Origin of the sequence: Pseudomonas fildesensis (assembly GCF_001050345.1) — a bacterium.
Lineage (GTDB): Bacteria > Pseudomonadota > Gammaproteobacteria > Pseudomonadales > Pseudomonadaceae > Aquipseudomonas > Aquipseudomonas fildesensis.
Window position 1 is genome coordinate 202,508 of record NZ_LFMW01000001.1, and the last position, 24,323, is coordinate 226,830.

22 protein-coding genes are annotated in these 24,323 nt (G+C 62.1%); 10 read left to right on the plus strand and 12 right to left on the minus strand.

Annotated elements, in window-relative coordinates:
* Positions 1-3: 3 nt before the first annotated feature.
* Genes ACR52_RS01025 through ACR52_RS01035 form a run of 3 tightly spaced genes read right to left on the minus strand, consistent with a single transcriptional unit; the run spans position 4 to position 3,562 of the window.
* Positions 4-1,266 (minus strand): dihydrolipoamide acetyltransferase family protein, encoded by a 1,263-nt coding sequence (locus ACR52_RS01025; protein WP_048719491.1) that lies wholly within the window; start codon positions 1,264-1,266, stop codon positions 4-6.
* Positions 1,267-2,325 carry an alpha-ketoacid dehydrogenase subunit beta gene (locus ACR52_RS01030; protein ID WP_005789444.1) on the minus strand — a complete coding sequence of 353 codons (1,059 nt, stop codon included), beginning with the start codon at positions 2,323-2,325 and terminating at the stop codon, positions 1,267-1,269. It abuts the gene before it with no gap.
* A gap of 1 nt (position 2,326) precedes the next feature.
* Positions 2,327-3,562 (minus strand): 3-methyl-2-oxobutanoate dehydrogenase (2-methylpropanoyl-transferring) subunit alpha, encoded by a 1,236-nt coding sequence (locus ACR52_RS01035; RefSeq protein ID WP_048719495.1) that lies wholly within the window; start codon positions 3,560-3,562, stop codon positions 2,327-2,329.
* A gap of 195 nt (positions 3,563-3,757) precedes the next feature.
* On the opposite strand from ACR52_RS01035, the gene ACR52_RS01040 reads away from it, so the two are divergent.
* Complete coding sequence (locus tag ACR52_RS01040; protein ID WP_027606189.1) at positions 3,758-4,240, plus strand: Lrp/AsnC family transcriptional regulator; 483 nt, start codon at positions 3,758-3,760, stop codon at positions 4,238-4,240.
* A gap of 185 nt (positions 4,241-4,425) precedes the next feature.
* Positions 4,426-6,045 carry a methyl-accepting chemotaxis protein gene (locus tag ACR52_RS01045; protein ID WP_408003316.1) on the plus strand — a complete coding sequence of 540 codons (1,620 nt, stop codon included), beginning with the start codon at positions 4,426-4,428 and terminating at the stop codon, positions 6,043-6,045.
* 9 nt (positions 6,046-6,054) lie between these two features.
* Here the strand turns inward: ACR52_RS01045 and ACR52_RS01050 are convergent, their stop codons facing one another.
* Positions 6,055-6,918 carry an MBL fold metallo-hydrolase gene (locus ACR52_RS01050; protein ID WP_048719502.1) on the minus strand — a complete coding sequence of 288 codons (864 nt, stop codon included), beginning with the start codon at positions 6,916-6,918 and terminating at the stop codon, positions 6,055-6,057.
* 168 nt (positions 6,919-7,086) lie between these two features.
* Between ACR52_RS01050 and ACR52_RS01055 the strand changes: the two genes are divergently transcribed.
* The 5 genes from ACR52_RS01055 (at position 7,087) to ACR52_RS01075 (ending at position 13,670) form a co-directional block, all read left to right on the plus strand.
* Positions 7,087-8,331 (plus strand): NAD(P)/FAD-dependent oxidoreductase, encoded by a 1,245-nt coding sequence (locus ACR52_RS01055; RefSeq protein ID WP_048719504.1) that lies wholly within the window; start codon positions 7,087-7,089, stop codon positions 8,329-8,331.
* Positions 8,332-9,144: a sulfite exporter TauE/SafE family protein gene (locus ACR52_RS01060; RefSeq protein WP_048719506.1), complete on the plus strand. Its 813-nt coding sequence runs from the start codon at positions 8,332-8,334 to the stop codon at positions 9,142-9,144.
* Between the two features lie 157 nt (positions 9,145-9,301).
* Positions 9,302-10,477: a porin gene (locus tag ACR52_RS01065; protein ID WP_048719508.1), complete on the plus strand. Its 1,176-nt coding sequence runs from the start codon at positions 9,302-9,304 to the stop codon at positions 10,475-10,477.
* Positions 10,478-10,642: 165 nt separating this feature from the next.
* Positions 10,643-11,788 (plus strand): nitric oxide-sensing protein NosP, encoded by a 1,146-nt coding sequence (nosP, locus tag ACR52_RS01070; RefSeq protein ID WP_048719509.1) that lies wholly within the window; start codon positions 10,643-10,645, stop codon positions 11,786-11,788.
* A complete protein-coding gene (locus ACR52_RS01075) occupies positions 11,730-13,670 on the plus strand; it encodes a PAS domain-containing hybrid sensor histidine kinase/response regulator (protein WP_048719511.1) in 1,941 nt (646 codons plus the stop codon). Before nosP ends, ACR52_RS01075 begins: the two co-directional genes overlap by 59 nt.
* Positions 13,671-13,814: 144 nt before the next feature.
* Here the strand turns inward: ACR52_RS01075 and ACR52_RS01080 are convergent, their stop codons facing one another.
* The 6 genes from ACR52_RS01080 to ACR52_RS01105 form a co-directional block, all read right to left on the minus strand.
* Positions 13,815-14,480 (minus strand): response regulator transcription factor, encoded by a 666-nt coding sequence (locus tag ACR52_RS01080; protein ID WP_048719513.1) that lies wholly within the window; start codon positions 14,478-14,480, stop codon positions 13,815-13,817.
* 24 nt (positions 14,481-14,504) lie between these two features.
* Positions 14,505-15,044, minus strand: coding sequence for a PQQ-dependent catabolism-associated CXXCW motif protein (locus tag ACR52_RS01085; protein WP_048719515.1), 540 nt, complete (start codon positions 15,042-15,044; stop codon positions 14,505-14,507).
* A gap of 108 nt (positions 15,045-15,152) precedes the next feature.
* Positions 15,153-15,944: an ABC transporter permease gene (locus tag ACR52_RS01090; RefSeq protein ID WP_048719517.1), complete on the minus strand. Its 792-nt coding sequence runs from the start codon at positions 15,942-15,944 to the stop codon at positions 15,153-15,155.
* A complete protein-coding gene (locus tag ACR52_RS01095; protein ID WP_048719519.1) occupies positions 15,941-16,681 on the minus strand; it encodes an ABC transporter ATP-binding protein in 741 nt (246 codons plus the stop codon). The genes ACR52_RS01090 and ACR52_RS01095 overlap by 4 nt, the downstream gene beginning before the upstream one ends.
* Positions 16,678-17,637 (minus strand): YVTN family beta-propeller repeat protein, encoded by a 960-nt coding sequence (locus ACR52_RS01100; protein WP_048719520.1) that lies wholly within the window; start codon positions 17,635-17,637, stop codon positions 16,678-16,680. The genes ACR52_RS01095 and ACR52_RS01100 overlap by 4 nt, the downstream gene beginning before the upstream one ends.
* Before the next feature lie 26 nt (positions 17,638-17,663).
* The gene (locus ACR52_RS01105; protein WP_048719522.1) at positions 17,664-18,848 is read right to left on the minus strand and encodes an ABC transporter substrate-binding protein; all 1,185 of its coding nucleotides are present in this window, start codon (positions 18,846-18,848) and stop codon (positions 17,664-17,666) included.
* A 293-nt stretch (positions 18,849-19,141) separates the two neighbouring features.
* Between ACR52_RS01105 and ACR52_RS01110 the strand changes: the two genes are divergently transcribed.
* Together ACR52_RS01110 and ACR52_RS01115 are read left to right on the plus strand one after the other, a co-directional pair.
* Positions 19,142-20,404: a sensor histidine kinase gene (locus ACR52_RS01110; RefSeq protein ID WP_048719524.1), complete on the plus strand. Its 1,263-nt coding sequence runs from the start codon at positions 19,142-19,144 to the stop codon at positions 20,402-20,404.
* The gene (locus tag ACR52_RS01115) at positions 20,401-21,027 is read left to right on the plus strand and encodes a response regulator transcription factor (RefSeq protein WP_048719526.1); all 627 of its coding nucleotides are present in this window, start codon (positions 20,401-20,403) and stop codon (positions 21,025-21,027) included. Before ACR52_RS01110 ends, ACR52_RS01115 begins: the two co-directional genes overlap by 4 nt.
* Positions 21,028-21,392: 365 nt before the next feature.
* Here ACR52_RS01115 and ACR52_RS01120 read toward each other — a convergent pair whose 3' ends face one another.
* The gene (locus ACR52_RS01120) at positions 21,393-22,463 is read right to left on the minus strand and encodes an AI-2E family transporter (RefSeq protein ID WP_048719527.1); all 1,071 of its coding nucleotides are present in this window, start codon (positions 22,461-22,463) and stop codon (positions 21,393-21,395) included.
* A gap of 31 nt (positions 22,464-22,494) precedes the next feature.
* Positions 22,495-22,734, minus strand: a complete 240-nt coding sequence (locus ACR52_RS01125; RefSeq protein ID WP_048719529.1) for a sulfurtransferase TusA family protein — start codon at positions 22,732-22,734, stop codon at positions 22,495-22,497.
* Between the two features lie 95 nt (positions 22,735-22,829).
* Here ACR52_RS01125 and ACR52_RS01130 point away from each other — a divergent pair, with 95 nt between their 5' ends.
* Positions 22,830-24,263 carry a M48 family metalloprotease gene (locus tag ACR52_RS01130; RefSeq protein ID WP_048719531.1) on the plus strand — a complete coding sequence of 478 codons (1,434 nt, stop codon included), beginning with the start codon at positions 22,830-22,832 and terminating at the stop codon, positions 24,261-24,263.
* The last annotated feature ends 60 nt before the right edge of the window (positions 24,264-24,323 follow it).

Below are 24,323 nucleotides of genomic sequence, written 5' to 3' on the forward strand. Positions count from 1 at the left end.
CCCTTACTCCAGGAACAGGCTGGCGGGTTGTTCGAGCAGGCCGCGAATGGCCTGGATGAATTGCGCCGCGTCCATGCCATCGACCACGCGGTGATCGAAGGAGCTGGAGAGGTTCATCATCTTGCGGATCACGATCTGGCCCTTGATGACCATCGGGCGCTCGACGATGCGGTTGACGCCGACGATGGCCACTTCCGGCAGGTTCAGCACCGGGGTGCTGACGATGCCGCCCAACGCGCCGAGGCTGGTCAGGGTAATCGTCGAACCGGACAGCTCATCGCGGCTGGCCTTGCCGTTGCGTGCAGCGGTGGCCAAGCGCGAGATTTCTTCGGCATTGCCCCACAGGCTGCGCGCTTCGGCGTGGCGCACCACCGGCACCATCAGGCCGATGTCGCTCTGGGTGGCGACGCCCACGTGCACCGCGCCGAGGCGGGTGATGACCTGGGCTTCATCGTCGTAACGCGCGTTGATCTGCGGGAAGTCCCGCAGCGCCACGACCATGGCGCGCACGATGAACGGCAGCAGCGTCAACTTGCCGCGAGTCGCACCGTGTTTTTCATTGAGGTGCACACGCAGTTCGTCGAGGGCGGTGACGTCAATCTCTTCCACATAGCTGAAATGCGCGGCACGCCGGGTGGCGTCCTGCATGCGCTGGGCGATCTTGCGGCGCATGCCGATCACCGGGATCTGTTCTTCGTCGTTGCGTTCGGCGTAAGGGTTGGCTGCCGTGGCATTTTTCGCCGGACTCTGGAGCAAGTAAGCGTCCAGATCTTCGTGCAGAATCCGGCCGGCCGGGCCAGAGCCCTGGACCAGGCGTAGCTGGATGCCAGCATCCAACGCGTGTTTGCGCACGGCGGGGGAGGCCAGGGGGCGTTCGTCGGCTTCGCGGGCCACGGGCGCCTGGGCTGCCACGACGGGCTTGGCCGCTGGTTTGCTTTCCACCACTGGAGCGGGTTTGGCTTCGACAACGGGCGCAGTCTTCACCGGTTCAGCAACTGCCGGCGCGTCCTTGGCATTGCCTGGGCCTTCCACTTCAATGCTGATCAAAATACTGCCCACCGCCATGACTTCACCCGGCTCGCCGCCGAGGGAAATCACCTTGCCGTGCACTGGCGAGGGAATATCCACCATTGCCTTGTCGGTCATTACATCCGCGAGCAGCTGGTCTTCAACCACCAGGTCGCCGACCTTCACATGCCATACCGACAGTTCAACTTCTGCGATGCCTTCGCCAATGTCCGGCATCTTGATTACGTGCGTGCCCATTCAGACCTCCATGACCCGTTTCAACGCCGCGCCCACTCGGGACGGCCCTGGGAAATACGCCCACTCTTGCGCGTGCGGGTAGGGGGTGTCCCAACCGGTGACGCGTTCGATCGGCGCTTCCAGGTGGTGGAAGCAGTGTTCCTGCACCAGCGACACCAACTCGGCACCAAAGCCGCAGGTGCGAGTGGCTTCATGCACCACCACGCAACGGCCGGTCTTTTTCACCGACTTGACGATGGTTTCCAGGTCCAGCGGCCACAGGCTGCGCAGGTCGATGACCTCGGCGTCGATGCCGGTTTCTTCGGCGGCGACTTGCGACACATACACGGTGGTGCCGTAGGTCAGCACGGTGACGGCCGAGCCTGGGCGCACGATGGCGGCCACGTCCAGCGGCACGGTGTAGTAACCGTCCGGCACTTGCGCTTGCGGGTGTTTCGACCACGGTGTTACCGGGCGGTCGTGATGGCCGTCGAACGGGCCGTTGTACAGGCGTTTAGGCTCAAGGAAGATCACCGGGTCATCGTTTTCGATCGAGGCGATCAGCAGGCCCTTGGCGTCATACGGGTTGGACGGCATCACCGTGCGCAGGCCGCAGACCTGGGTGAACACCGCTTCGATGCTCTGGCTGTGGGTCTGGCCGCCGTAGATGCCGCCGCCGCAGGGCATGCGCATGGTCAGCGGCGCGGTGAACTGGCCGGCCGAGCGATAACGCAGGCGTGCGGCCTCGGAGATGATCTGGTCGGTGGCGGGGTAGACGTAGTCGGCGAACTGGATTTCAGCCACCGGGCGCAGGCCGTAGGCACCCATGCCCACCGCGACGCCGACGATGCCGCTTTCGGAGATCGGCGCGTCGAATACCCGCGAGCTGCCGTATTTGGTCTGCAAACCTTCGGTGCACCGGAACACGCCGCCGAAGTAACCGACGTCCTGGCCGAACACCACCACGTTGTCGTCACGTTCGAGCATCACATCCATGGCCGAGCGCAGGGCCTGGATCATGGTCATGGTGGTAGTGGTCATGGCGGTTTCCAGTTCGATGCTGTTGTTGTGATCGTTCATGTCAGATCCCCAACTCTTGACGCTGGCGCTTCAAGTGCTCCGGCATCTCTTTATAGACGTCTTCGAACATGGTCGCGGCGCTTGGAATCTGGCCGCCGGCGAGGGTGCCGTACTGTTCGGCTTCTTTTTGCGCCTTGACCACTTCGGCTTCCAGTTCGGCACTGACCGCCGTGTGCTCCTCTTCGGACCACTGGCCAATCTTGATCAGGTGCTGCTTGAGGCGCGCAATCGGGTCGCCCAAGGGGAAGTGACTCCAGTCATCGGCTGGGCGGTATTTGGATGGATCATCCGAGGTTGAGTGCGGGCCGGCGCGGTAGGTGACCCATTCGATCAGGGTTGGCCCGAGGTTGCGGCGCGCACGCTCGGCAGCCCAGGCGGAGGCGGCGTACACGGCGATGAAGTCGTTGCCGTCCACACGCAGTGAGGCGATGCCGCAACCGACGCCGCGTCCGGCGAAGGTCGTGGCTTCACCGCCGGCGATGGCCTGGAAGGTGGAGATGGCCCACTGGTTGTTCACGACGTTGAGAATCACCGGCGCGCGGTATACGTGGGCGAAGGTGAGGGCAGTGTGGAAGTCGGATTCGGCGGTGGCGCCATCGCCGATCCAGGCCGAGGCAATCTTGGTATCACCCTTGATCGCCGAGGCCATGCCCCAGCCCACGCCCTGTACGAATTGGGTCGCGAGGTTGCCGGAGATAGTGAAGAAGCCGGCGTCTTTTACCGAATACATGATCGGCAACTGGCGGCCCTTGAGTGGATCGCGTTCGTTGGACAGCAGTTGGCAGATCAAGTCGACCAACGGCACTTCGCGGGCCATCAGGATGCTTTGCTGGCGGTAGGTGGGGAAGCACATGTCGTCGATGTTCAAGGCCAGGGCCTGGGCGCTGCCGATGGCTTCTTCGCCAAGGCTTTGCATGTAGAACGACATTTTTTTCTGACGCTGGGCGACCACCATGCGGTTGTCGAAGATCCGCGTCTTGAGCATGGCGCGCATGCCTTTGCGCAGGATTTCTACGGGAACGCCTTCGGCCCACGGGCCCAGGGCCTGGCCCTGGTCGTCGAGCACACGGATCAGGCCCTTGGCCAGGTCGGCGGTGTCGGCGGGTTCTACGTCGATGGCGGGTTTGCGCACCAGGCCGGCGTCGGTCAGACGCAGGTAGGTAAAGTCGGTCTTGCAGCCTGGGCGGCCCGAGGGTTCGGGAACGTGCAGGCGCAGTGGGGCATACGGCTGATTCATGGCTTTCTACGCTCGATCTTGTGAATTTCTTGTAGTGGGCGCGCTAGCTGACAGTCAGTCTCCGGGTTAGAGAAATCCTGTCCTACAACAATCATAGGCGGGGCGTAGAAGAATATTTATCTCTGTTTCGTTGCGCTCGGGAGCATTTGGGGATAAAAAAACTGCATAAACATAATAAACAGGTGATTTTGTCTCATGCGCAAACTGGACCGTACCGATATCGGCATTCTCAACGCCTTGCAGGAGAACGCCCGCATCACCAACGCCGACCTGGCCCGCTCGGTCAACCTGTCGCCCACGCCGTGTTTCAACCGGGTCAAGGCGATGGAAGAACTGGGCCTGATTCGTGAGCAGGTCACGCTGCTCGACGCTGACCTGCTGGGGCTGCACGTCAACGTGTTCATCCATGTCAGCCTGGAAAAACAGAATGAGCTGGCGTTGCAGCAATTCGAAGGGGCGATTTCCGACCGTCCCGAGGTGATGGAGTGTTACCTGATGGCCGGCGACCCGGACTACCTCATCCGCGTGCTGGTACCGACGATTCAGTCGTTGGAGCGCTTCATGATGGACTTTCTGACCAAGGTGCCGGGCGTTGCCAACATCCGCTCCAGCTTTGCGCTTAAGCAAGTGCGCTACAAGACGGCATTGCCACTCCCTCCGGGTGGACTGATGGTCTGATGATCGCAAGCGATAGCGCCGAATATTTTTGATAGTTAGCCAGGCAACTATAATCACTTTTTTTATTTTTGTTTGTAACTAAAAATTGCGTAATCAGTCACGTATTTTTCACATCCAATTCAACACATTAGCGCCATAAGGCCGTGAACTGCGCGGCCCAGGGGTAGGGGTGAGTCGCGATGTCCATGAGAGCGCTGAAGTTAAACTTTCGTACCACGCTTTGTTTTGGTGTGGTGTGTATTTTGCTGTTAATACAGGGTGCAATGACGCTGATAAAAGTCGATAAGGTTTATGCGTCGACCGTTGATATCGAAACTAACTGGCTCCCCAGTATTCGCTTGGCCGGCGAGATTGATTCAGCGTTTTACAAGCTTCGTCTTGATCTGCGTCGTTATGCCATGGATATCGGCCGCCAGGATCCGGCTTCCCTTGAGAAGCTCAAAGCGACGCGCAAGGAAGCCCTCGACATTGCCGAGCGTTATGGGCCGCTAGTCTCGAGCCCCGAGGAGCAGGCCAAGTACAACGAGGCCTTCACCGCGATCAAGAATTACAGCCAGAAGATGGATGAGTTCCTCGTGCAAGTCTCCACCCTGTCCGCTGAACAGACATCCACGTATTTGCGCGACGTCAACGGGCCTATCGCACTTGAGGTCCAGCGTTCCATCAGCGAGCTGATCGAGTTGAATGCGCACGGCTCCGCCGAAGCGGTGAAAGTCGCTTCCAGCGAGTATGACGCGGCTCGTATGTTCACCTGGATATTGATGATTGGCTCGGTGCTATTGACTGTCGTGGTCGCTCGCCTGTTTACCCGCAGCATCATTGCGCCGGTGCGCGATTTGTTGGTGTCGACCAGCAAAATTGCCGATGGGGATTTGCGTGTGGCCATTGCAATCAATGGCAATGACGAGCTGACCGAATTGCAACGGTCCACCGCTTCCATGCAGATGAACCTGAAAAGCACGCTGCAAAATATCTCGGAGGCGTCCGGGCAGTTGGCTTCGGCGGCGGAAGAGATGAGTTCCATCACCCGCGAGTCCAGTGCCGGTATAGAGCGCCAAAGCATGGAAACGGATCAGGCCGCGACAGCGGTCAACGAGATGACAGCGGCGGTAGAGGAAGTGGCCAGGAATGCGGTCTCGGCTTCGCATTCGACGCAAGACTCCCAGCGCTCGGCCAAAATCGGCCAGGAGCGTGTGGCGCAAACCATTGCTTCCATCGAGAAGCTCAGCGCCACGGTGCAGCAGACCGGTGTGGAGGTCGAAGGGTTGGCCAAGCAGGCTCAGGATATTGCGCGGGTAGTTGAGGTGATTCGCTCGATTGCCGAGCAAACCAACCTGCTGGCCTTGAACGCCGCCATCGAAGCCGCCAGGGCCGGGGAACAGGGGCGCGGGTTTGCGGTGGTGGCCGACGAAGTACGGGCACTGGCCCATAGAACGCAAACCTCGACCCAGGAAATCGAGCAGATGATTGCGAAGATCCAGACCTGCTCCAGCGAGGCGGTGTCGTCCATGGCGCTGAACCGCAATGAAGCGGTGGACTCGTTGAAAATCGCCCATGAAGCCGGTGTGGCGCTGACGCAGATCACTGACGCCATCGCGGATATCAATGACCGCAACCTGTTGATCGCAACGGCATCGGAGGAGCAAGCCCACGTGGCCCGCTCGGTGGACCAGAACCTGATCAGCATCCGTGATCTGTCCATCCAGAGTTCTTCAGCCGCCGGTCAAACCTCCATCGCCAGTCATGAGTTGTCGAAGTTGGCGGTCGACCTCAAGCAGATCGTTGCCAAGTTCTCTGTGAACTGAGCAAAGGCCTCACAGCTGGTTTAACGGGATCTTCAAGTACACCACGCCATTTTCCTCGGCGGGCGGCATATTCCCCGCCCGCACGTTCACCTGGATCGCCGGCAGCAACAGCGTCGGCATCCCCAGCCCTGCATCACGCTGCGTACGCATCGCGACAAACGCCGCCTCATCTACCCCGTCATGCACGTGAATATTCCCCGCGCGCTGCTCGGCCACGGTGGTCAAACACTTGGCCTCACGGCCCTCGGGCGGGTAGTCGTGGCACACATACAGCTCGGTTTCAGGCGGGAAGGCCAGCAGCTTGCGCATCGACGCGAATAGCTGGCGCGCATCGCCGCCGGGGAAGTCGCAGCGTGCACTGCCGACGTCGGGCATGAACAGCGTGTCGCCCACCAGGATCAACCGGTCGTCGATCAGATAGGCCATGTCTGCCGGGGTATGCCCAGGTACGTGCAGCGCCTGGGCCTTGATGTTGCCGATATGGAAGACCTCATCCGGCGCGAACAGGTGATCGAACTGCGAGCCGTCGACGCGAAACTCCGGCTCCAGGTTGAACAGGTTCTTGAACACGTCCTGCACTTTGCTGATGGACTGGCCAATGGCGATCTTGCCACCCAACGTGCGGCGCAGGTAAGGCGCGGCGGAGAGGTGGTCGGCATGGGCGTGGGTTTCCAGCAGCCACTGCACCTGCAAGCGGTGTTCGCGCACATAGGCGATCACTTTGTCGGCCTGGCACGTGTCGGTACGCCCGGAAGCGGGGTCGTAGTTGAGCACCGAGTCAACGATGGCACAGAGGCCATCATCTGCTTCATGTAGGACGTAGGTGTAGGTCGACGATGCCTCGTCCAGAAAGGCTTGAATCAACGCGGGCATGGCGGCGGTCCTTGGTGGCGGATTGCGGCTTACATTCGAGATGTTTTCCACATAGGCTTGCGAGCTTAAGGGAAAAAAACGGTCCGAGGCAAAGGATCGACCTATAACGGGGCGTGACGCCACACGGCAACGACCCTTGTGTGCATTGAATAGAAAAGGCGATAGACCATGACCGACCAACACTGGGGCCCAACCATCAGTGGCGATATCGTTGTCATCGGCGGCGGCTCGGCAGGCATTGGCCTGCTGGCCAGCCTGCTCAAGCGTGACCCGCACCTGAACATCACACTGATCGAACCGAACGAATTCCACTACTACCAGCCGGCCTGGACCCTCGTGGGCGGCGGCGCGTATGACCTGAAAAAAACCCAACGGCCCATGGCCGACGTGCTGCCCAATGGCGTCACCTGGGTACAGGCGACTGTCACTGAACTGCTGCCCGACGAACATACCCTGGTGCTTGACAGCGGCCAGCGCGTCACCTGGAAAAACCTGATCGTCTGCCCCGGCCTGCGCCTGGCCTGGGAGAACATCGAGGGCCTGGAAGACACCCTGGGCCAGCACGGCGTCACCTCCAACTACAGCTACCAGCACGCCGCCTACACCTGGCAATTGGTGCAGCAACTCCAGGGCGGCAAGGCGATCTTCACTCAGCCGGCCATGCCGATCAAATGCGCCGGTGCGCCGCAAAAGGCGATGTACCTGTCCTGCGATCACTGGCTCAAACACGGCCACCTTAAAAACATCGACGTCGAATTTAACCTGGCCGGTGCTGCGCTGTTCGGCGTGGCGGCCTTTGTGCCGCCGCTGATGAAGTACGTGGAGAAATACAACGCCCGCCTGGCGTTCAACGCCAATCTGGTCAAGGTCGACGGCCCCGCACGCAAGGCCTGGTTTGAGGTGAAGGACGCCGAGGGCAATGTCACTGTCGAGGAAAAATCCTTCGACCTGCTGCACGTCGTCCCGCCGCAGGTTTCTCCGGACTTTATCCGCCAAAGCCCGCTGGCCGACGCGGCCGGCTGGTGCGAAGTGAACCCCCACAGCCTGCAACACCTGCGCTACCCGCACATCTTCGGCCTCGGTGATGTGTGTTCCACCGCCAACGCCAAAACCGCCGCTGCGGTGCGCAAGCAAATCGTGGTGGTCGCCGAAAACCTGCTGGCCCTGCGTAAACAGGCGCCGCTGCCGCTCAAGTACGACGGTTACGGCGCCTGCCCGCTGACGGTGGAGAAGGGCAAGGTGGTGCTCGCCGAGTTCGGTTACGGCGGCAAGCTGCTGCCGACCTTTCCCCTGGACCCGACCCAGGCACGCCGATCCATGTGGTTCCTCAAGGTAACGCTGCTGCCGTGGCTCTACTGGAACGGCATGCTCAAGGGGCGTGAGTGGCTGACCCGTCTGAGCAAGGTGGACTGAATGCTGCTGGCGAGTGTTTTAGGTGTGTTGATGGGCCTGGTCATGGGCCTGACCGGCGCGGGCGGTGGCATCCTCGGGGTGCCGGCATTGGTGCTGGGCCTGGGCTTGAGCATGACCCAGGCCGCGCCGGTGTCGTTGCTTGCCGTGGGCGCGGCGGCGGCGGTCGGGGCGATTGACGGGTTGCGCCATGGCCTGGTGCGTTACCGCGCCGCGTTGTTGATCGCCTTGCTCGGCGCGATGTTTTCGCCGTTGGGTGTGTTTCTCGCCCATCAACTGTCGGAAAAAGTGCTGATGGGCCTGTTCAGTGCGCTGATGGTGCTGGTTGCCTGGCGCATGTTGCAGCGCGAAAAGCGTGAGGCCGGGCCGAGTGACCACGGCGCCGCGTCGTGGGGCCAGAAGAACTGCATGCTTGACCACCAGACCGGACGCTTTGCCTGGACGGCCAAATGCAGCGCCACCTTGGCCGCGCTGGGGGCCGTGACGGGCGCGGTATCGGGCTTGCTCGGCGTGGGCGGCGGCTTTCTGATCGTGCCGGCGTTCAAGCAACTCACCGACGTGCAGATGCGCGGGATTGTCGCCACCTCATTGATGGTAGTCAGCCTGCTTTCGCTGATCGGTGTGGTCGGTGCCTTTCATGCCGGTGTCAGTATCGAGCCGGTGGGCTGGGCGTTTATCAGTGCGAGCATCGTCGGCATGCTGGCGGGGCGACGGCTGAGCTCGGTGATCCCGGCGCGCACCTTGCAGGTGGGTTTTGCCAGCCTGTGCGTACTGGTCGCCATAGGCATGTTGTTCAAGGCCGGTCTTACGTCCTAAGTGTCGGGCCTGTGACCGGGCCCGTCTTACGCCGAACTTGCCGGGCACCCGCTGCCCGCCCAAAGCACCCTGCAACCTGCGCCAAGGCAGCGTAGGCCGTGGCCTGGCAGCTTTCGATAATCGCCTCCGACATCACGTCCCCGTTGCGGAGCGCACCATGCATAACAATAAGAATCTCCCCCTGCGTCTGTTACCTGCCTTTATCGTCAGCCTGGGCCTGAGCTCGGTCGCCGACGCCGAAATCATGCTGTACGACAAAGACGAAACCACCTTTTCCACCGATGGCTACATCAACGCCTTCTACGTCAACAGCGATGTGGACCGCGCCGGCGACCAGTACGACCGTCGCCAGGCCCGGGTGAAGATGGGCTTTTTGCCCAATTACCTGGGCTTCAACATGGGCAAGCAGGTCGACGACCTCAAGCTCGGCGCCCGTGCTTCGTTCTGGGTGACCATCAACGACAGCGAAACCAACGGCACCGACACCGCCATTGATGTGCGCCAGTTCTACGGCACGGTGGCCAACCCGGAGTGGGGCGAAGTGCTGATTGGCAAGGACTTCGGTCTGTTTGCCCGTTCCAACATCCTGCTCGACGAACTGCTCGCCGGCTACGGCCAGGTCAGCGACAGCCTCGGCCTGGTCGATGGCGGCGGCGTGTCGTTCGGCAACATCGGCAGCGGCTATCCGTACCCATTTCCATCCTCACAGATCACCTACCGCACCCCGGTAATGGACGGCCTGCGCATCGCCGTCGGCATCCTAGACCCCGTGGACACCAACGACAGCAGCCCCCAGGGCAAGGCCTACCAGAAGAACCCGCGCACGGAGAGTGAGATCACCTACCAGTTCGACCTCGGCGGGGCGAAGATCTACAGCTGGCTCAACGGCAGCTACCAGACTTCGGACAACACCGACGCCAACGTCGACAGCGTCACCTCCAAGGGCCTGGGCTACGGCGTGCAGGCGAAAATGGGCGGCTTGTCCCTGACCGGCTCGGGTTTCCAGGCCAAGGGCATCAACCCGTTCTTCACCAACAATGCAGGGGAGGCGACGCTGCGCAATGTCGACAGCAACGGCTACCTGGTGCAGGGCTCGTACAAGCTGGGCAAGAACCGCCTGGCGTTGTCGTACGGCAAGACCAAGGACGACGGCAACGGCGTGGTGGGCAGCGGGGCGGATTATGAAACCCGTGGGATCGCGCTGTTTCATGACATCAATGACAACCTGAAGCTGGTGGCCGAGTACAACCAGTTCCAGATCAAGGGGCACGACACCAGCGCGCAAAATGAAGACACCGACACCTTCGCTGTCGGTGCCGTCCTCACCTGGTAAGACGTGAAACGCAATCCAGGTGTGGGAGGGGGCTTGCCCCCTCCCACACTTGATCACAGGCACCTCGAGCGTCTCATCCCATCGCATCCCCCCATCCAGTACCCAAGTAGCATAGGTGCCATCCCCCCACCTTCGTACACTCATGCATCAGAGGGGGAACCAACGATGCACAACAGTGAAGGCATAGTCAGTGCCATGTCCCAGGCCACCGATGCCGGGCAGGCCGCCGAAGAATTGGCCGAGCAACTGCTGCATCCGTACCTGGGGTTCGTGCTGTTTTTCTGTTCAGCCTCCTACGATTTGCAGGCCCTCGGCCAAGCGCTGCAACAGTGCTTCGGCAACGTGCGCGTGGTCGGTTGCACCAGCGCCGGCGAGATCACGCCCCAAGGCTATGGCCGCAACTGCGTGACGGCCATGGGCTTCAACCATGCGCACTTTTCCATCGCCACCGAACTGATCGACCAGGTGGAGCACTTCAGCCTGATCGACGCCCAGCACATGGTCGAGCGTCTTGTCGGCGGTTGCCGCAGCAATACGCTCGCGCCGATCAAAGGCAATACCTTCGCCCTGACCTTGCTCGACGGCCTGTCCAGCCGTGAAGAAATGGTACTCGCCGCCCTCAGCGCCGCGCTCGGCGATATCCCGCACTTCGGCGGTTCGGCCGGCGACGACAACTTCCTCACGCACACCCACGTGTACTTCAACGGCGCCTTCCACAGCGGCGCGGCGGTGGTGGTGCTGGTCAATACCTGGCTCGACTTCGAGGTGTTCACCACCCACCACATTCTGCCGCGCGCTGAAAAACTGGTGGTGACCGGCGCCGACAGCCCGTCACGCCGCGTCTTCGAACTCAACGCCGAACCCGCCGCTGAAGAATACGCGCGGCATATCGGCGTGGCCGTAGCCGACCTCGACCACCGCATCTTCGCCGCCCACCCGCTGGCGGTGCGCATCCACGACCAGTATTACGTGCGCGCCATCCAACAGGTGCATGAAGACCTGAGCCTGAGTTTCTACTGCGCGGTGGAAAACGGCATCGTCCTCACCGTGATGAAACCCGGGCCGATCCTGCCGAACCTGCAAGCTCTGTTCGACGGCCTGCAATCGCGCCTCGGCGACCTGTTGCTGACCATCGGCTGCGACTGCTTCCTGCGCCGCCTGGAGCTGGAAGACAGCGGCACCCTGGAACAGATCGGCGGCTTCCTGCGCGACCAGCGGGTGATGGGCTTCAACACCTACGGAGAACAGTTCAATGGCATGCACATCAACCAGACCTTCACCGGCGTCGCCATTGCCCGAGGGCGGCGCTGAGCTGCTTGCCCAGGTTGCCCAACTGCAACGGGACAACCACAAGCTGGCGCGGATCAACGCGGCGCTGATCGAACGCATCGAGTCCGGCATGGCCCAGGGCAACAACCCTTACACCACCTTCCAGCATTCGGTGGTGCTGGCCGAGCAAGTGCGCGAACGCACCGACGCGCTGAACCAGGCGATGGCCGAACTCAAAGCCAGCAACCACTTGCTGATCAACGCCCGGCTGCGCGCTGAAACCTTGCGCGGTGAACAGGCGGCGGCGCAGAAGGCCCAGGAAAGCGAACGCTGGATTCGCCTGATCACCGACAACGTACCGGCCCTGATCGGCTACCTGAATGCCGACTTGGTCTACGAGTTCACCAATAAAGTCTACGAAGAATGGTACTGCTGGCCGCGCGGCATGATGCTTGGGCAGAGCTTGCGCGAAGTCCACAGCGAGCAGCATTGCCAGCGCCTGGATGCCTACGTCGCCCGTGCCCTGGCCGGGGAGAGCGTGACCTTTGAGTTTGCCGAGACCAACATCAAAAACCAGGAGCGCTACATGCTGCGCTCCTATGTACCGAACATGCTGGCCAGTGGCGAAGTGGTGGGGATTTTCGTGTTGATCCGCGACATCACCGAGCGCCGCCGCACCGCCGAAGCGCTGCACCAGGCCTATCTGCACCTCGAACAGCGCGTCGCCCAGCGCACTTCGGAACTCACTTCGCTCAACGACCAGTTGCTGCAGGAGATCGACGAGCGCCGCCGCATGGAATCACGCCTGCGCGAGGCCAAGCTGGAGGCCGAGCAGGCCAACCTGTCGAAAACCAAGTTCCTCGCCGCCGTCAGCCATGACCTGCTGCAACCCCTGAACGCGGCCCGCCTGTTTACCAGCGCGCTGCTGGAACGCCCCAGCGAAACCCTGGTGCGCAATGTGAGCAATTCCCTGGAGGACGTGGAAAACCTGTTGGGCACCTTGGTCGATATTTCCAAGCTGGATGCCGGGGTGATCAAGGCTGATATCGCCCCGTTCGCCTTGAGCGAACTGCTGGATAACCTCGCCGCCGAGTACACCGAACTGGCCCGCAGCGAGGGCCTGGCATTGCATTTTGTCGGCTGCTCGGCGCTAGTGCGCAGCGATATCCAGCTGCTGGCGCGGATCCTGCGCAACCTGTTGAGCAATGCGATTCGCTACACCTACAAGGGGCGCGTGGTGCTCGGGTGTCGACGCCAGCATCAGCGTTTGTTGATCCAGGTGTGGGACAGCGGCATGGGCATCGCCGAAGAGCGGCTGGAAGAGATTTTCCAGGAGTTCAAGCGCGGTGATGTGCAGCGTCCGGACCAGGATCGCGGGTTGGGCCTGGGGCTGGCGATCGTCGAGAAAATCGCCGGGATTCTCGGCCATCGCATCACGGTCAAATCCTGGCCGGGCAAGGGCTCGATGTTCTCGGTGGAGGTGCCAGTGAGCGCCACCGCGCCCAGGTCATTGCCTCAGCCGTCCATGAGCGAACCCATGCTGGAGCGCCTGCAGGGCGCGCGCGTGTGGGTGCTGGATAACGACGCGGCCATCTGCGCAGGCATGCGCACATTACTGGAAGGTTGGGGCTGCCGGGTGGTGACGGCGTTGTCGGAGCAGGACCTGGCACGGCAGGTGGACAACTACCATGCCGAGGCGGACTTGCTGATAGCCGATTACCACCTCGATAACGACCAGAACGGCGTGGATGCCGTCGCCCGCATCAACGCCCGGCGCGGCAGCGCGATACCCGCGATGATGATCACCGCCAACTACAGCAATGAGCTGAAGCTGCAGATTCGTGAGTTGGGGCATACGCTGATGCACAAGCCGGTGCGGCCGATGAAGCTCAAGACCGCCATGAGCCACCTGCTCGGCAAATGAACACCGAAATACCATCAAATGGAGATCAAACTGTGGGAGGGGGCTTGCTCCCGATAGCGGTGTGAAGTCAAGTAGATGTCGACTGACCCACCGCTATCGGGAGCAAGCCCCCTCCCACCTTTGACCGGTGTTGTGTCAGGAAGATCAGCGGCGCAGGTACGAGCCGAAGTCGATATCCCCGGCACTCAAAATCGCCTGCACCCGGTTATGCACATTCAACTTGCGCAAGATCGCCGACACATGGGCCTTCACCGTGGTCTCGGCAATTTCCAGCGTGTACGCAATCTGCTTGTTCGACTCGCCCTTGGTCATGCGTTCCAGTACCAGCAACTGCTTGCGCGTCAGGGCCTGCAGCAGCTCGGGGGCGAAGCCTGGGTTTTCGTTCAGGCGCCTGTGCATGCCGGGCTTCTGGGTGCGGATGATGTCCGGCGGCAGGTACACATTGCCGTTGAGAATCTGCTGGATCGCCTCGGTCATTTGCAGGCGCGGCGACGACTTAGTGATAAAACCCACGGCGCCGTAGGTGATGGCTTGCAGCACGATCTGCTTGTCCTGCTCGGCGGAGACGATCACCACCGGGATGGTCGGGGATTCGTTGCGCAGGTTGATCAGGCCGTTGAGGCCGTGCATGCCGGGCATGTTCAGGTCGAGCAGGATCAGGTCGAGGTCGTCGTGTTCCCGGGTCAGCGCCAGGGCGCTGTCCAGGTCGGCGGTTTCCATCACGTCGCTGCCGGGGAAACCGTCGCTGATGACGTTATGGATCGCTTCGCGAAACAGCGGGTGATCATCGGCAATCAGGATTTTGTACATGGCCGTTCACCTTTCTTATTGTGATTATTGAAATGGCTCGGGCTGGGCCGCCGTCACCGGCAGCTTCGCCGCTTCCCATGCATCCAGACCGTCGCGATACCAGTACACAGAGGTATAGCCCAGGTTAGCGGCACGTTTTACCGCGTTCCAACTCAGCCAGCAATCGGAGCGGCAGTAGAAGACCAAGGGGCGCGCGAGGTTGCCGCCACTGTAGGCATACAAATGGCGCACGAAATAGCTTTGCCACTCCGGCGTGAGGTCGCCGTCGCCGGTATTGGCCAGCCAACGGCTGCCGGGCAGGTTGGCGTGGGGCTGGTCTTCGATGAAGCGGCCTTGCAACCATTGGCGGCGATACACATCGATCAGCACCGGTGTCGGGGTTTGGGTCAGCAGGGTTTGCAGGGCAGGGGTGTCAATGATCGTCGCGCCCTGTACGTGATCGGGCGTGGGGCTGCGGTACAGGCTGATGCGATAACCGTCGGCGGAAAATAATGGGGTCTCGGCCTGTACGTTGGCAGCGAACAGGCACAGCAGTGCCAGCAAGGGCAGTCGGGCAGGCAGCATGGCAGGGCAATCCTTATCGTTATGTGCCCATTACACGTGAGTCCCGAGCCTTTGGGAATGCGACGATAGACAGGAAAACCAGTACTAAAGTAGTAGTTTTGCCGGCCGTCAGCCTTTTTTGCGCACCGCCGCATGCTGGGGGTTGAAGGTGAGCACCGCCAACAGCGCGAACAGCACTGTCAGGCCCAGGCACACCGCCAGGGCCAGGCCGGCGAAGCGTTCATAGAGGGCGAAGCGCACCAGCTCCACGGCGTGGGTGAAGGGGTTGATTGCGCACAACCAGTACAGCCACTCGCTGGAGTCGCGCATCTTCCACAACGGGTACAGCGCCGACGACATGAAAAACAGCGGGAAAATCACGAAGTTCATCACCCCGGCAAAGTTCTCCAGTTGCCGAATCGCGTTCGACAGCAACAGGCCCAGGGCGCTCAACATCAAGGCCACCAGCAGCAACGCGGGCAGTGCGATCAACAGCCCCATGGCCGGCGGTTGCACGCCGTACACCCAGGCAATCGCCAGGAACCCGTACACCTGCAGCAGCGAAATCAACGCGGTGGCCAGCAACTTGCTGCACAGCAAAAACGTGCGTGGCAGTGGGCTGGTCAGCAGTACGCGCATGCTGCCCATCTCGCGGTCGTAAACCATTGACAGCGAACCCTGCATGCCGTTGAACAGCAGGATCATGCAGGCCAGGCCCGGAATGATGTAGACCTCGTAGGGGATGTAGGTGTCGTAGGGTTCGATCACCGAGATGCCCAAGGCCGCGCGGAAACCGGCGGCAAACACCAGCAGCCACAACAATGGACGCACCAGGGCGCTGAGAAACCGCGTGCGCTGTAACACAAAGCGCAGCCACTCGCGCAGCACGATGCCGCGCAAGCATTGCCAGTAAGCGTTCATGCCGCCGCTCCCGTTGCGGTGGGACGGGTCAGGCGAGCGAAGACGCTGCCCAGGTCGCCGCCTTGTGCCTGGATCAGCGCATCGACTTGCCCACTGGCCACCAAGCGGCCCTGATGCAGAATCATCAATGCATCGTCGGCCTGCACTTCATCGAGCAGGTGAGTGGTCCACAGCACGCTAATGCCTTGGTCCAGGCACAGGCTGCGCACATGCTGGTTCAGCGCCAGGCGGCTGGCGGGGTCGAGGCCGACGCTGGCCTCATCCAGCAGCAGCAAGCGCGGTTCATGCAGCAAGGCCCGGGCGATTTCCACGCGGCGCCGGTGCCCGCCGTTGAGTTCGCGAACTTTTTCGCGACGGCGTTCGGTGAGGGATTGGCGCGCCAGTTCGGCCTCTACGCGCAAGTCGGTCTGGCGGCGCGACAAACCATGCAGCGCGGCTTGGTAGCGCAGGTTCTGTTCCACGCTCAAGTCCAGGTCCAGGGTGCTCTGCTGGAACACCACACCCAGCTGTTTGAGGGCTGCGCGCGGCGCATCGCGCAGGGAATGGTCGCCCACGCGGATGTCGCCGGTTTGCAGGTCGTACAGCCGCGTGAGCAGGGCGATCAACGTGGATTTGCCGGCCCCGTTGGGGCCCAGCAACGCGGCAAAACGCCCCGGCGCCAGGCTGAAACTCACTGCGCTCAACGCCTGGCGCGCACCATAGGCGAAGCTCAGGTCGTGCACCTCCAGGGCGTTCATGGCGTGACCACCACGCCCCACGGATAACGCCCGACTTTCACCGACTTGATGACCTTGAGGCTGTCCACATCAATCACCGACACATCGCCGCTCACGCCATTGGTGGCCAGCAACTGCTTCTCGTCCGGGGTAAATGCCATCTGCCACACGCGGCGTCCCACCAACAGGTAGTCGAGCACCTCGAAGGTCTTGGCGTCGATCACCGCCACATGGTTGGCCGGGCCCAGGGCGACAAAACCATATTTGCCGTCGGCGCTGAGTTTGATTCCCACCGGCTGCACCTTGTCCGGGTGCACGCCCTTGATCTTGAAGGTCAGGGTCTTGAGGATCGTGCGGCTGGCGACGTCGAGAACGGTCACGGTGCCGCCGATTTCCGCCGAAGCCCATAGCTGCGAGCCATCGTGGTTGAACTCGACAAAGCGCGGGCGCTGGTCCACCAGGGTGCTGTCGGCCAGGGTCTGGGTGCTGGTGTCGATCCAGTGCAGCATGTTGGTGGTCTCGCTGGTGTTCACCGCCCACTTGCCGTCCGGGCTCACGGCCATGCCTTCGGGCTCCACGCCGACGTTGATCTGGCCGAGCACCTTGGAGGTCTCGGTGTCGATCACCGTGACCAGCGCATCGTCTTCATTGGACACATACAGCCAGCGGTTATTGGGGTGCAGGGCGAACTGCTCGGGGTCTTTGCCGGAGGGCAGTTCCTTGATGATCCTGCGGGTGGCCACGTCCATCACCTGTACCCGGTCCGAATCGCTGGCGCAGATGTACAGCAGCGTGTTGTCGTGGGACAGCAGCAGGCCCCGTGGGCGCTGGCCGACCTTGAGCGTGTCGGTGACTTGCAGGGTCTGCATGTCGATCAGGCTCAGGCTGTTGTCTTTCTCGTTGGAGACCCAAGCGGTGCTGGCCGCAGCGTGCCCGGCGGCAAGCAGCAGGGCGCATGAGAGCAGGGTGCGGCGCATGGCGGATTCCTTATTATTGTGGGCGATCAGGGAAAGCGGCAGGTCACCTCGGGCTTGTCATAGCCCAGGCTGTCCATTTCGTTGAAGGGGTGCAGAAAACCCTCCTGGGGCGACGTGCTGACCAGGGCGCGGGGTTGCACGAGGGGGATCGGTTGGCGCAGTTCGCCGTTCCACGGGCGGTAGCTGAGCTTGCGGCCCTTGAAACCGTCCAGGGGCAGTTGCTCGCTGATTGCCAGTTGGCGGATGGCCATGGGGTCGGCCTGGCGCAGCTTGCTCACTGCACTGGCGATGCTGCGCACGGCCATCCAGGCGGCGAAGTCGCGGTCGTTCATCCAGCGCCCGGCCAGGGCCTCAAAGCGTTTTTGCAGTTGGGCGGCGCCGTAGGTCTCGACGGTTTTGTGCCAGCCGGTGGGCGTCAGGCCCTGGGTGCCGGCGACGGGGCGCGGGTACCAGGTCTGGTAGGGCACGTACTCGCCGAAGTCGCCGCGCTCGTCGGCCACCAGCACCACGTCGTATTCGGCGGTCTGGGTGAACAGCGGCATATCCGCCTGGGCGCTGCGGCGTTGATCGTTATCGAAGCGCCAGGCTTTCTCCGCCACCAGTTGCACGCCGAAGCGCTTGGCGGCGCGGCGCAGGGCGGCGGCGTAGGCCTGGTCATCCTCGGTGGGGCCGACGATCAGCAGCGCCTTCTGCCATTTGCGCACCACCAGGAACTGCGCCAGCGCATCGGCGAGCATCGCCCGGCTGGGCAACGTATGCAGCACGTTGCCCAGGCAGTCGGTGCTGCGCAGGCTGTCATCGGGGCTGCCGGCGTTGAACAGCAGGCTGTCGGGCAGGGCCGCGCTGAGTTGGCGCAGGCTGGCGGCGGGAGCGTTCACCACGAACAGGCGCAGGCCTTGGGCGTGCTGGGCCTGGGCGGCGGCCAGCAGCGCCTCGGGCGTGTCCACCGTGGCCGTGGCCAGGCTGTAGCGCTGGTTGAGAAAGGCCCCGGTGCTGTTGCTGTCGATGATCGCCAGCTCGGCGCCGCGCTGCCCGGCATCGGCCGGCTCGGGAATCACATTGGACAGCAGCGGCCCTGGGTCAGGCCGATAGCCCAGGTAGCCGATCTGCACCGCCAACGGCGCCTCGGCGGCGTGGCTGGCGGTGGTCACCCCGGCGGCGCAAGCAATCGCCAGCAGGTAGATCACGGCGTAGGGGGCGAGCTGGCGCATAAGGCACTCCATGACAGGTAGCGCCAGCATAGGAAGCCTCAGGCCCGCTGCAAATATGCAGAAAGTACCGCTGAGCCAGTACCAAGGTAGTAGCCCCGTGCGCACGGCGCGGTCTTAGCATGGATCTGCACAATCACTCACCGCGCACCGCGACCACTCGGGAGATGAACGATCATGCAAATCCTCAAGGCGCTGCTCCTGCCGTTCCTGCTGATCGTCAGCCTGATCGGCGTCGACAAACTCCACGCGCCACGTCCAGCGTTGAGCGTGCCCGCCAGCGTGGCGCGCTAGGCATGTCGGCCCTGTGGCGAATCAACCTGTGGGTGTGCGGCTTCTTCACCCTGGTCACCTGCGCCTGCACCGCCCTGTTGCTGCACCAGGCCCTGGCGGATGTAGAGCGCGAGCTGCAATCGGCCGAAGCGGTAGTGCATTACCTGAGCGAAACCGCCGAGCGCGACCCCGCCAGCCTGCAACCCGGCCTTACCGCCAGCCTGCGCCATGTGCGCGTGCACTGGCTGGCGCCCGGCGAGACCTTGCAAGCCCCGGTGCCGGAAGGCCTGGACGCCTGGCTTGGCCGCCTGCTGTTTGCCGAGGCACGGCGCAGTGCCCAGGTGCTGGACCTGCCGGATGGGCGGCGCGTCTCCATCGCGGTCGACCCCCGCGACGAAATCGATGAAGTCTGGGACTCCCTGCAACAACTGTTGGGCCTGTGCGCCCTGGCCCTGGCGCTGAGTTTGTTGACCATCCGCTGGGCCGTGCGCCGTGGCATGGGCGTACTCGATGAACTGCTGCGCGCCCTGCAACAGGTGTGCGCCGGCCAGCTCAACGTGCGCCTGCGCAGCGAAGGCTCGCCGGAAGCGCGGCAACTGGCGCTGCATTTCAACCGCATGACCCACGCTCTGGAGCAGGCGCGCACCGATAACACCCAACTGACCCAAACCCTGATGGCCGTGCAGGAGCAGGAGCGCAATCACTTGGCCCAGACCCTGCACGATGACCTCGGCCAGTACCTGGCCGGCATTCGCGCCCAGGCGTTCCTGCTGCGCCTGGTCACCGACCAGCCGCACCTGTTGGCGCGCACGGTGGGGCAGTTGGAAGATCACTGCGAGCACTTGCAGCAAGGCTTTCGCGCGTTAGTCCACGACCTCTATCCGGTGGCCCTGCAACACCTGCCGGTGGCTGAGGCGTTCGCCATGCTGGTGACGCAGTGGCAGGCCAGCCACGGCATTGACTGCCAACTGCGCGTCAGCGCGGATTTACCGGCGCTGCCCGGTGCCAGCAAAACCCACCTGTATCGCTTGCTCCAGGAAGCCCTGACCAACATCGTGCGCCATGCCGACGCCAGCCAAGTGCGCGTGCGCCTGCAACATCGCGGCTCGCGCCTGCGCCTGTGGGTGCGTGATAACGGGCGCGGTGCGCAAACGCCTCAGCGCCCCGGAGTGGGCCTGTATTCGATGTTTGAACGGGCGCGTTGCCTGGGCGGCGAACTGAAAATCCTCAGCCACCCCGGCGCCGGTTGGGCGCTGGCGTTGAACATGCCATTGGAGGCGTTATGAATATTCTGTTGGTGGACGACCATGCCGTGGTGCGCCAGGGCTATGCCAGCCTGTTACGCGCGCTGTTGCCGGCCATCGAAGTGCGCGAGGCGGCCAGTGGCGAAGAAGCGCTGAGCCGGGTGCAGGAAGCGGTGCCGCACCTGGTGATCATGGACTTCGGCCTGCCGGGCATCAGCGGCCTGGAGACCACCCGCCGTCTGCGCCAGCGCCTGCCGCAACTGCGCGTGCTGTTTTTCAGCATGCATGACGAGTTGCCGCTGGTGCGCCAGGCCCTGGAGGCCGGGGCCTCGGGCTACCTGACCAAAAGCTCGGCGCCCGAGGTGTTGATCGAAGCGGTGCGGCGCATCCTCGACGGCCATGCCTATATCGAGCAGGCCCTGGCCACCGAACTGGCTTATACGCCCCGCGATCAACGTTTGAAGGGCATGACCCCGCGTGAGCTGGAAATTTTCCTGATGCTGGCCAAGGGCACCCCGGCGCGCTTGATCGCCGAACAACTGAGCATCAGCAGCAAGACCGTGTCCAACCACCTGACCTTGCTCAAGAGTAAGTTGCAGGTGAGTTCCCATGCCGAGTTGGTGCATCTGGGGATCGACATGGGGGTGGTGCGGGTGGCGGGCTGACAAGTTTTTCTCTGTTTCACACCAAACCCTTGTGGGAGGGGCGGTGCGACGATTCGACATTGCCCCCTCTTATCAATTACTGATTTTAAAGGGTTAAAATTTCACACCCTAAAGTCTTGAGTCTTGCATAAACAATTTCAGGCGACCGCATTCTTGTGGCGAGCGGGCTTGTCCCGCGTTGGGCTGCGCAGCAGCCCCAAAACCAGGCGCAGAGGAGTGCCCGATACACCGCATTCGTCTTCATCAGGGGCGCTTCGCACCCCAACGCGGGACAAGCCCGCTCGCCACAGAGGTCCCAGTTTGCTGCGCGACAGCGCTACGTCGAAGAGGTAGTGGGACCTCCCTCGCCACAGTTCGCGCTGCCGTTACAACAAAGGTGCCACTATTGGTTCCTGCCGCGGCCACGCATCCAGCACGGCCTTGAACAGCGTCGCCAGGGGTATCGCGAAGAACACCCCCCAAAATCCCCATAACCCGCCGAACAACAACACCGCGCAGATAATCGCGACCGGGTGCAGGTTGACTGCTTCCGAAAACAGCAGCGGCACCAGCACGTTGCCATCCAGGGTCTGGATAATCCCGTAGACCGCCATCAGGTAGATGAACTGGTCGCTCCAGCCCCACTGGAACAAGGCGATCAACGTGACCGGTACCGTCACTACCACAGCGCCGACGTACGGCACTACCACTGAAATACCGACCAGCAATGCCAGCAGGGCCGCGTAGTTCAGGTCCAGAGCGATGAAGGCGATGTAGGTAACGCCCCCACAAATAATGATCTCGATGACCTTGCCGCGAATGTAGTTGGCGATCTGCCGGTTCATCTCCTCGGCCACTCGCGTAATCAGCGCCCGTTCGCGCGGCAGATAACCGCGCACCCAGCGGCCGATCATCGCGCGGTCCTTGAGGAAGAAGAACACCAGGATCGGCACGAGCACCAGGTAGATCATGATGTTGACCAGCAGCGGCAGGCTGGACAGGGAAAAGGTCAGGGCCCATTGCCCGAACTTTCCGATCTCGCCGCGAGCCACTTCGATGGCCTGCAACACCTGCTCGTCCGACACCAGGTGCGGGTAGCGCTCCGGCAACAGCAGCAACAGCGACTGCCATTTGGCGAGCATGCCGGGCAACTCGTTGAACAGGGTGATCAATTGGTGCCACAGCAACGGCACCACCACCACGATGAATACCATCAACAGCCCCATGAACAAGGCAAATACCAGCCCCACCGCCGCCCCACCCGGCAAGCGCAGACGTTCCAGGGTGGTGACCAGGCCCTGCATCAGGTAGGCCAGCACCATCCCCGCCAACACCGGCGCCAGCATGCCACCCAAGGTGAGTACGGCCGTAAAGGCCAGGAACAGCAGGACGGCCAGCACCACGGCTTCTTCATCGGAGAAGTAGCGCTGAATCCAGTCTCGTAACACTTTGAACATCAATCAACCTCGGGTGGGGGGGGCAAACGGCTCAGGCCTTGCGCAACCAGTAACGGTAAACACCGGCAGCGGCGTCTTCATGCAACAGGGTGTGGCCGGCCAATTTGGCAAAAGTGCGGAAATCGCGCTGGGAGCCTGCGTCCGTGGCGATCACCTTGAGCACTGCACCGCTGGCCAATAAATTGAGTTCCAGCTTGGCCTTGAGCAAGGGCAACGGGCAATTGAGGCCGCTGGTATCGAGTTCGGCATCAAAGGCTACAGCGTCGGTCATGGTTTTACTCCGGGCATGCGTCTGGGCTGCTTAGAATATCTGGTCCGAAGCTCAGTGTCCGGCTACAGTAAGCTCTTTGTCGAAAGGCTCTGTGCATGACTTTTTTGCGCCCTACCCTGCTGACGCTGGCTTGCCTGCTGGCCTCCCCAGGCTTCGCCGACGACCTGCCGTCACTTGGCGACGCCAGTTCTGCCATTGTCTCGCCACAGCAGGAATACCAACTGGGCCGTGCGTGGCTGGCTTACCTGCGTGGGCAGGTCTCGCAGCTCAACGATCCACAGCTCAAGGATTACGTCGAAACCAGCGTGTACAAGCTGGTGGAGACCAGCCAGGTCAATGACCGTCGCCTGGAATTTATCCTGATCAACAGCCCGCAACTCAATGCCTTTGCCGCTCCAGGCGGGATTGTCGGGGTCAACGGCGGCCTGTTCCTGAATGCGCAGACCGAAGGTGAATACGCCTCGGTGCTGGCTCACGAACTGGCTCACTTGTCTCAACGCCACTTCGCCCGAGGCGTGGAAGCGCAGCAACGCATGCAACTCCCGATGATGGCCGCCCTGCTCGGCGGCATCATCGCTGCCGCAGCGGGTGCAGGCGATGCCGGTATTGCGGCGATTGCCGGCACCCAGGCCGCTGCGATCCAGGAACAACGGCGCTTCTCACGCCAGAATGAACAAGAGGCAGACCGCATCGGCATCCTCAACCTGGAGAAGGCCGGTTATGACCCGCGCTCCATGCCAGCCATGTTCGAACGTCTGGGGCGCCAATACCGCTTCGACGCCAAGCCGCCGGAATTCCTGCTGACGCACCCGGTGACCGAGTCACGAATCGCTGACACCCGCAACCGTGCCGAGCAGGCCAAGCCTGGCGGCAAGGAAGACAGCCTGCGCTACCAACTGATTCGCGCACGGGTACAGCTGCAATATGAGGACACCTCAGGCCTCGCCGCCAAGCGCTTCCAGGCGCAACTGGACGAGAATCCGAAAAGCGATGTGGCGCGCTATGGCTTGGCCATTGCGCAGATCAAAGGCTCTCAGTTCAAACAGGCACGGGAAAACCTGGCGTCGCTGCTGGCGAAAGCGCCCAATGACATCACCTACAACCTGGCGTTGATCCAACTGGACATCGACAACAACCACCTGCCCGATGCTCAGCAACGTACTGATCGGATGCTGACCCAATATCCGGGCAACTACCCTCTGAACCAGATACGAGTAGACCTGCTGCTCAAACAGAATCGCACCGCCGATGCGGAGAAAGCGCTGGATAGCCTGCTCAAGTCCCGCCCGGACGATCCGGACGTGTGGTATCAGGTCGCCGAGACGCGTGGCTTGTCCGGCAACATCATCGGCCTGCATCAGGCTCGCGCCGAGTACTTTGCACTGGTGGGCGACTTCCAGCAGGCCATTCAACAACTGGACTTCGCCAAGCGCCGGGCGGGCAGCAACTTCCCGCTGTCGTCACGTATCGATGCACGCCAGCGTGAACTGATCGAACAGGAACGCTTGGTAAAAGGAATGATGAGCTGAATCCATCGCCCACAAAAAAGCCCCGCCATCGTTGACCGATGGCGGGGCTTTTTTTTGGGA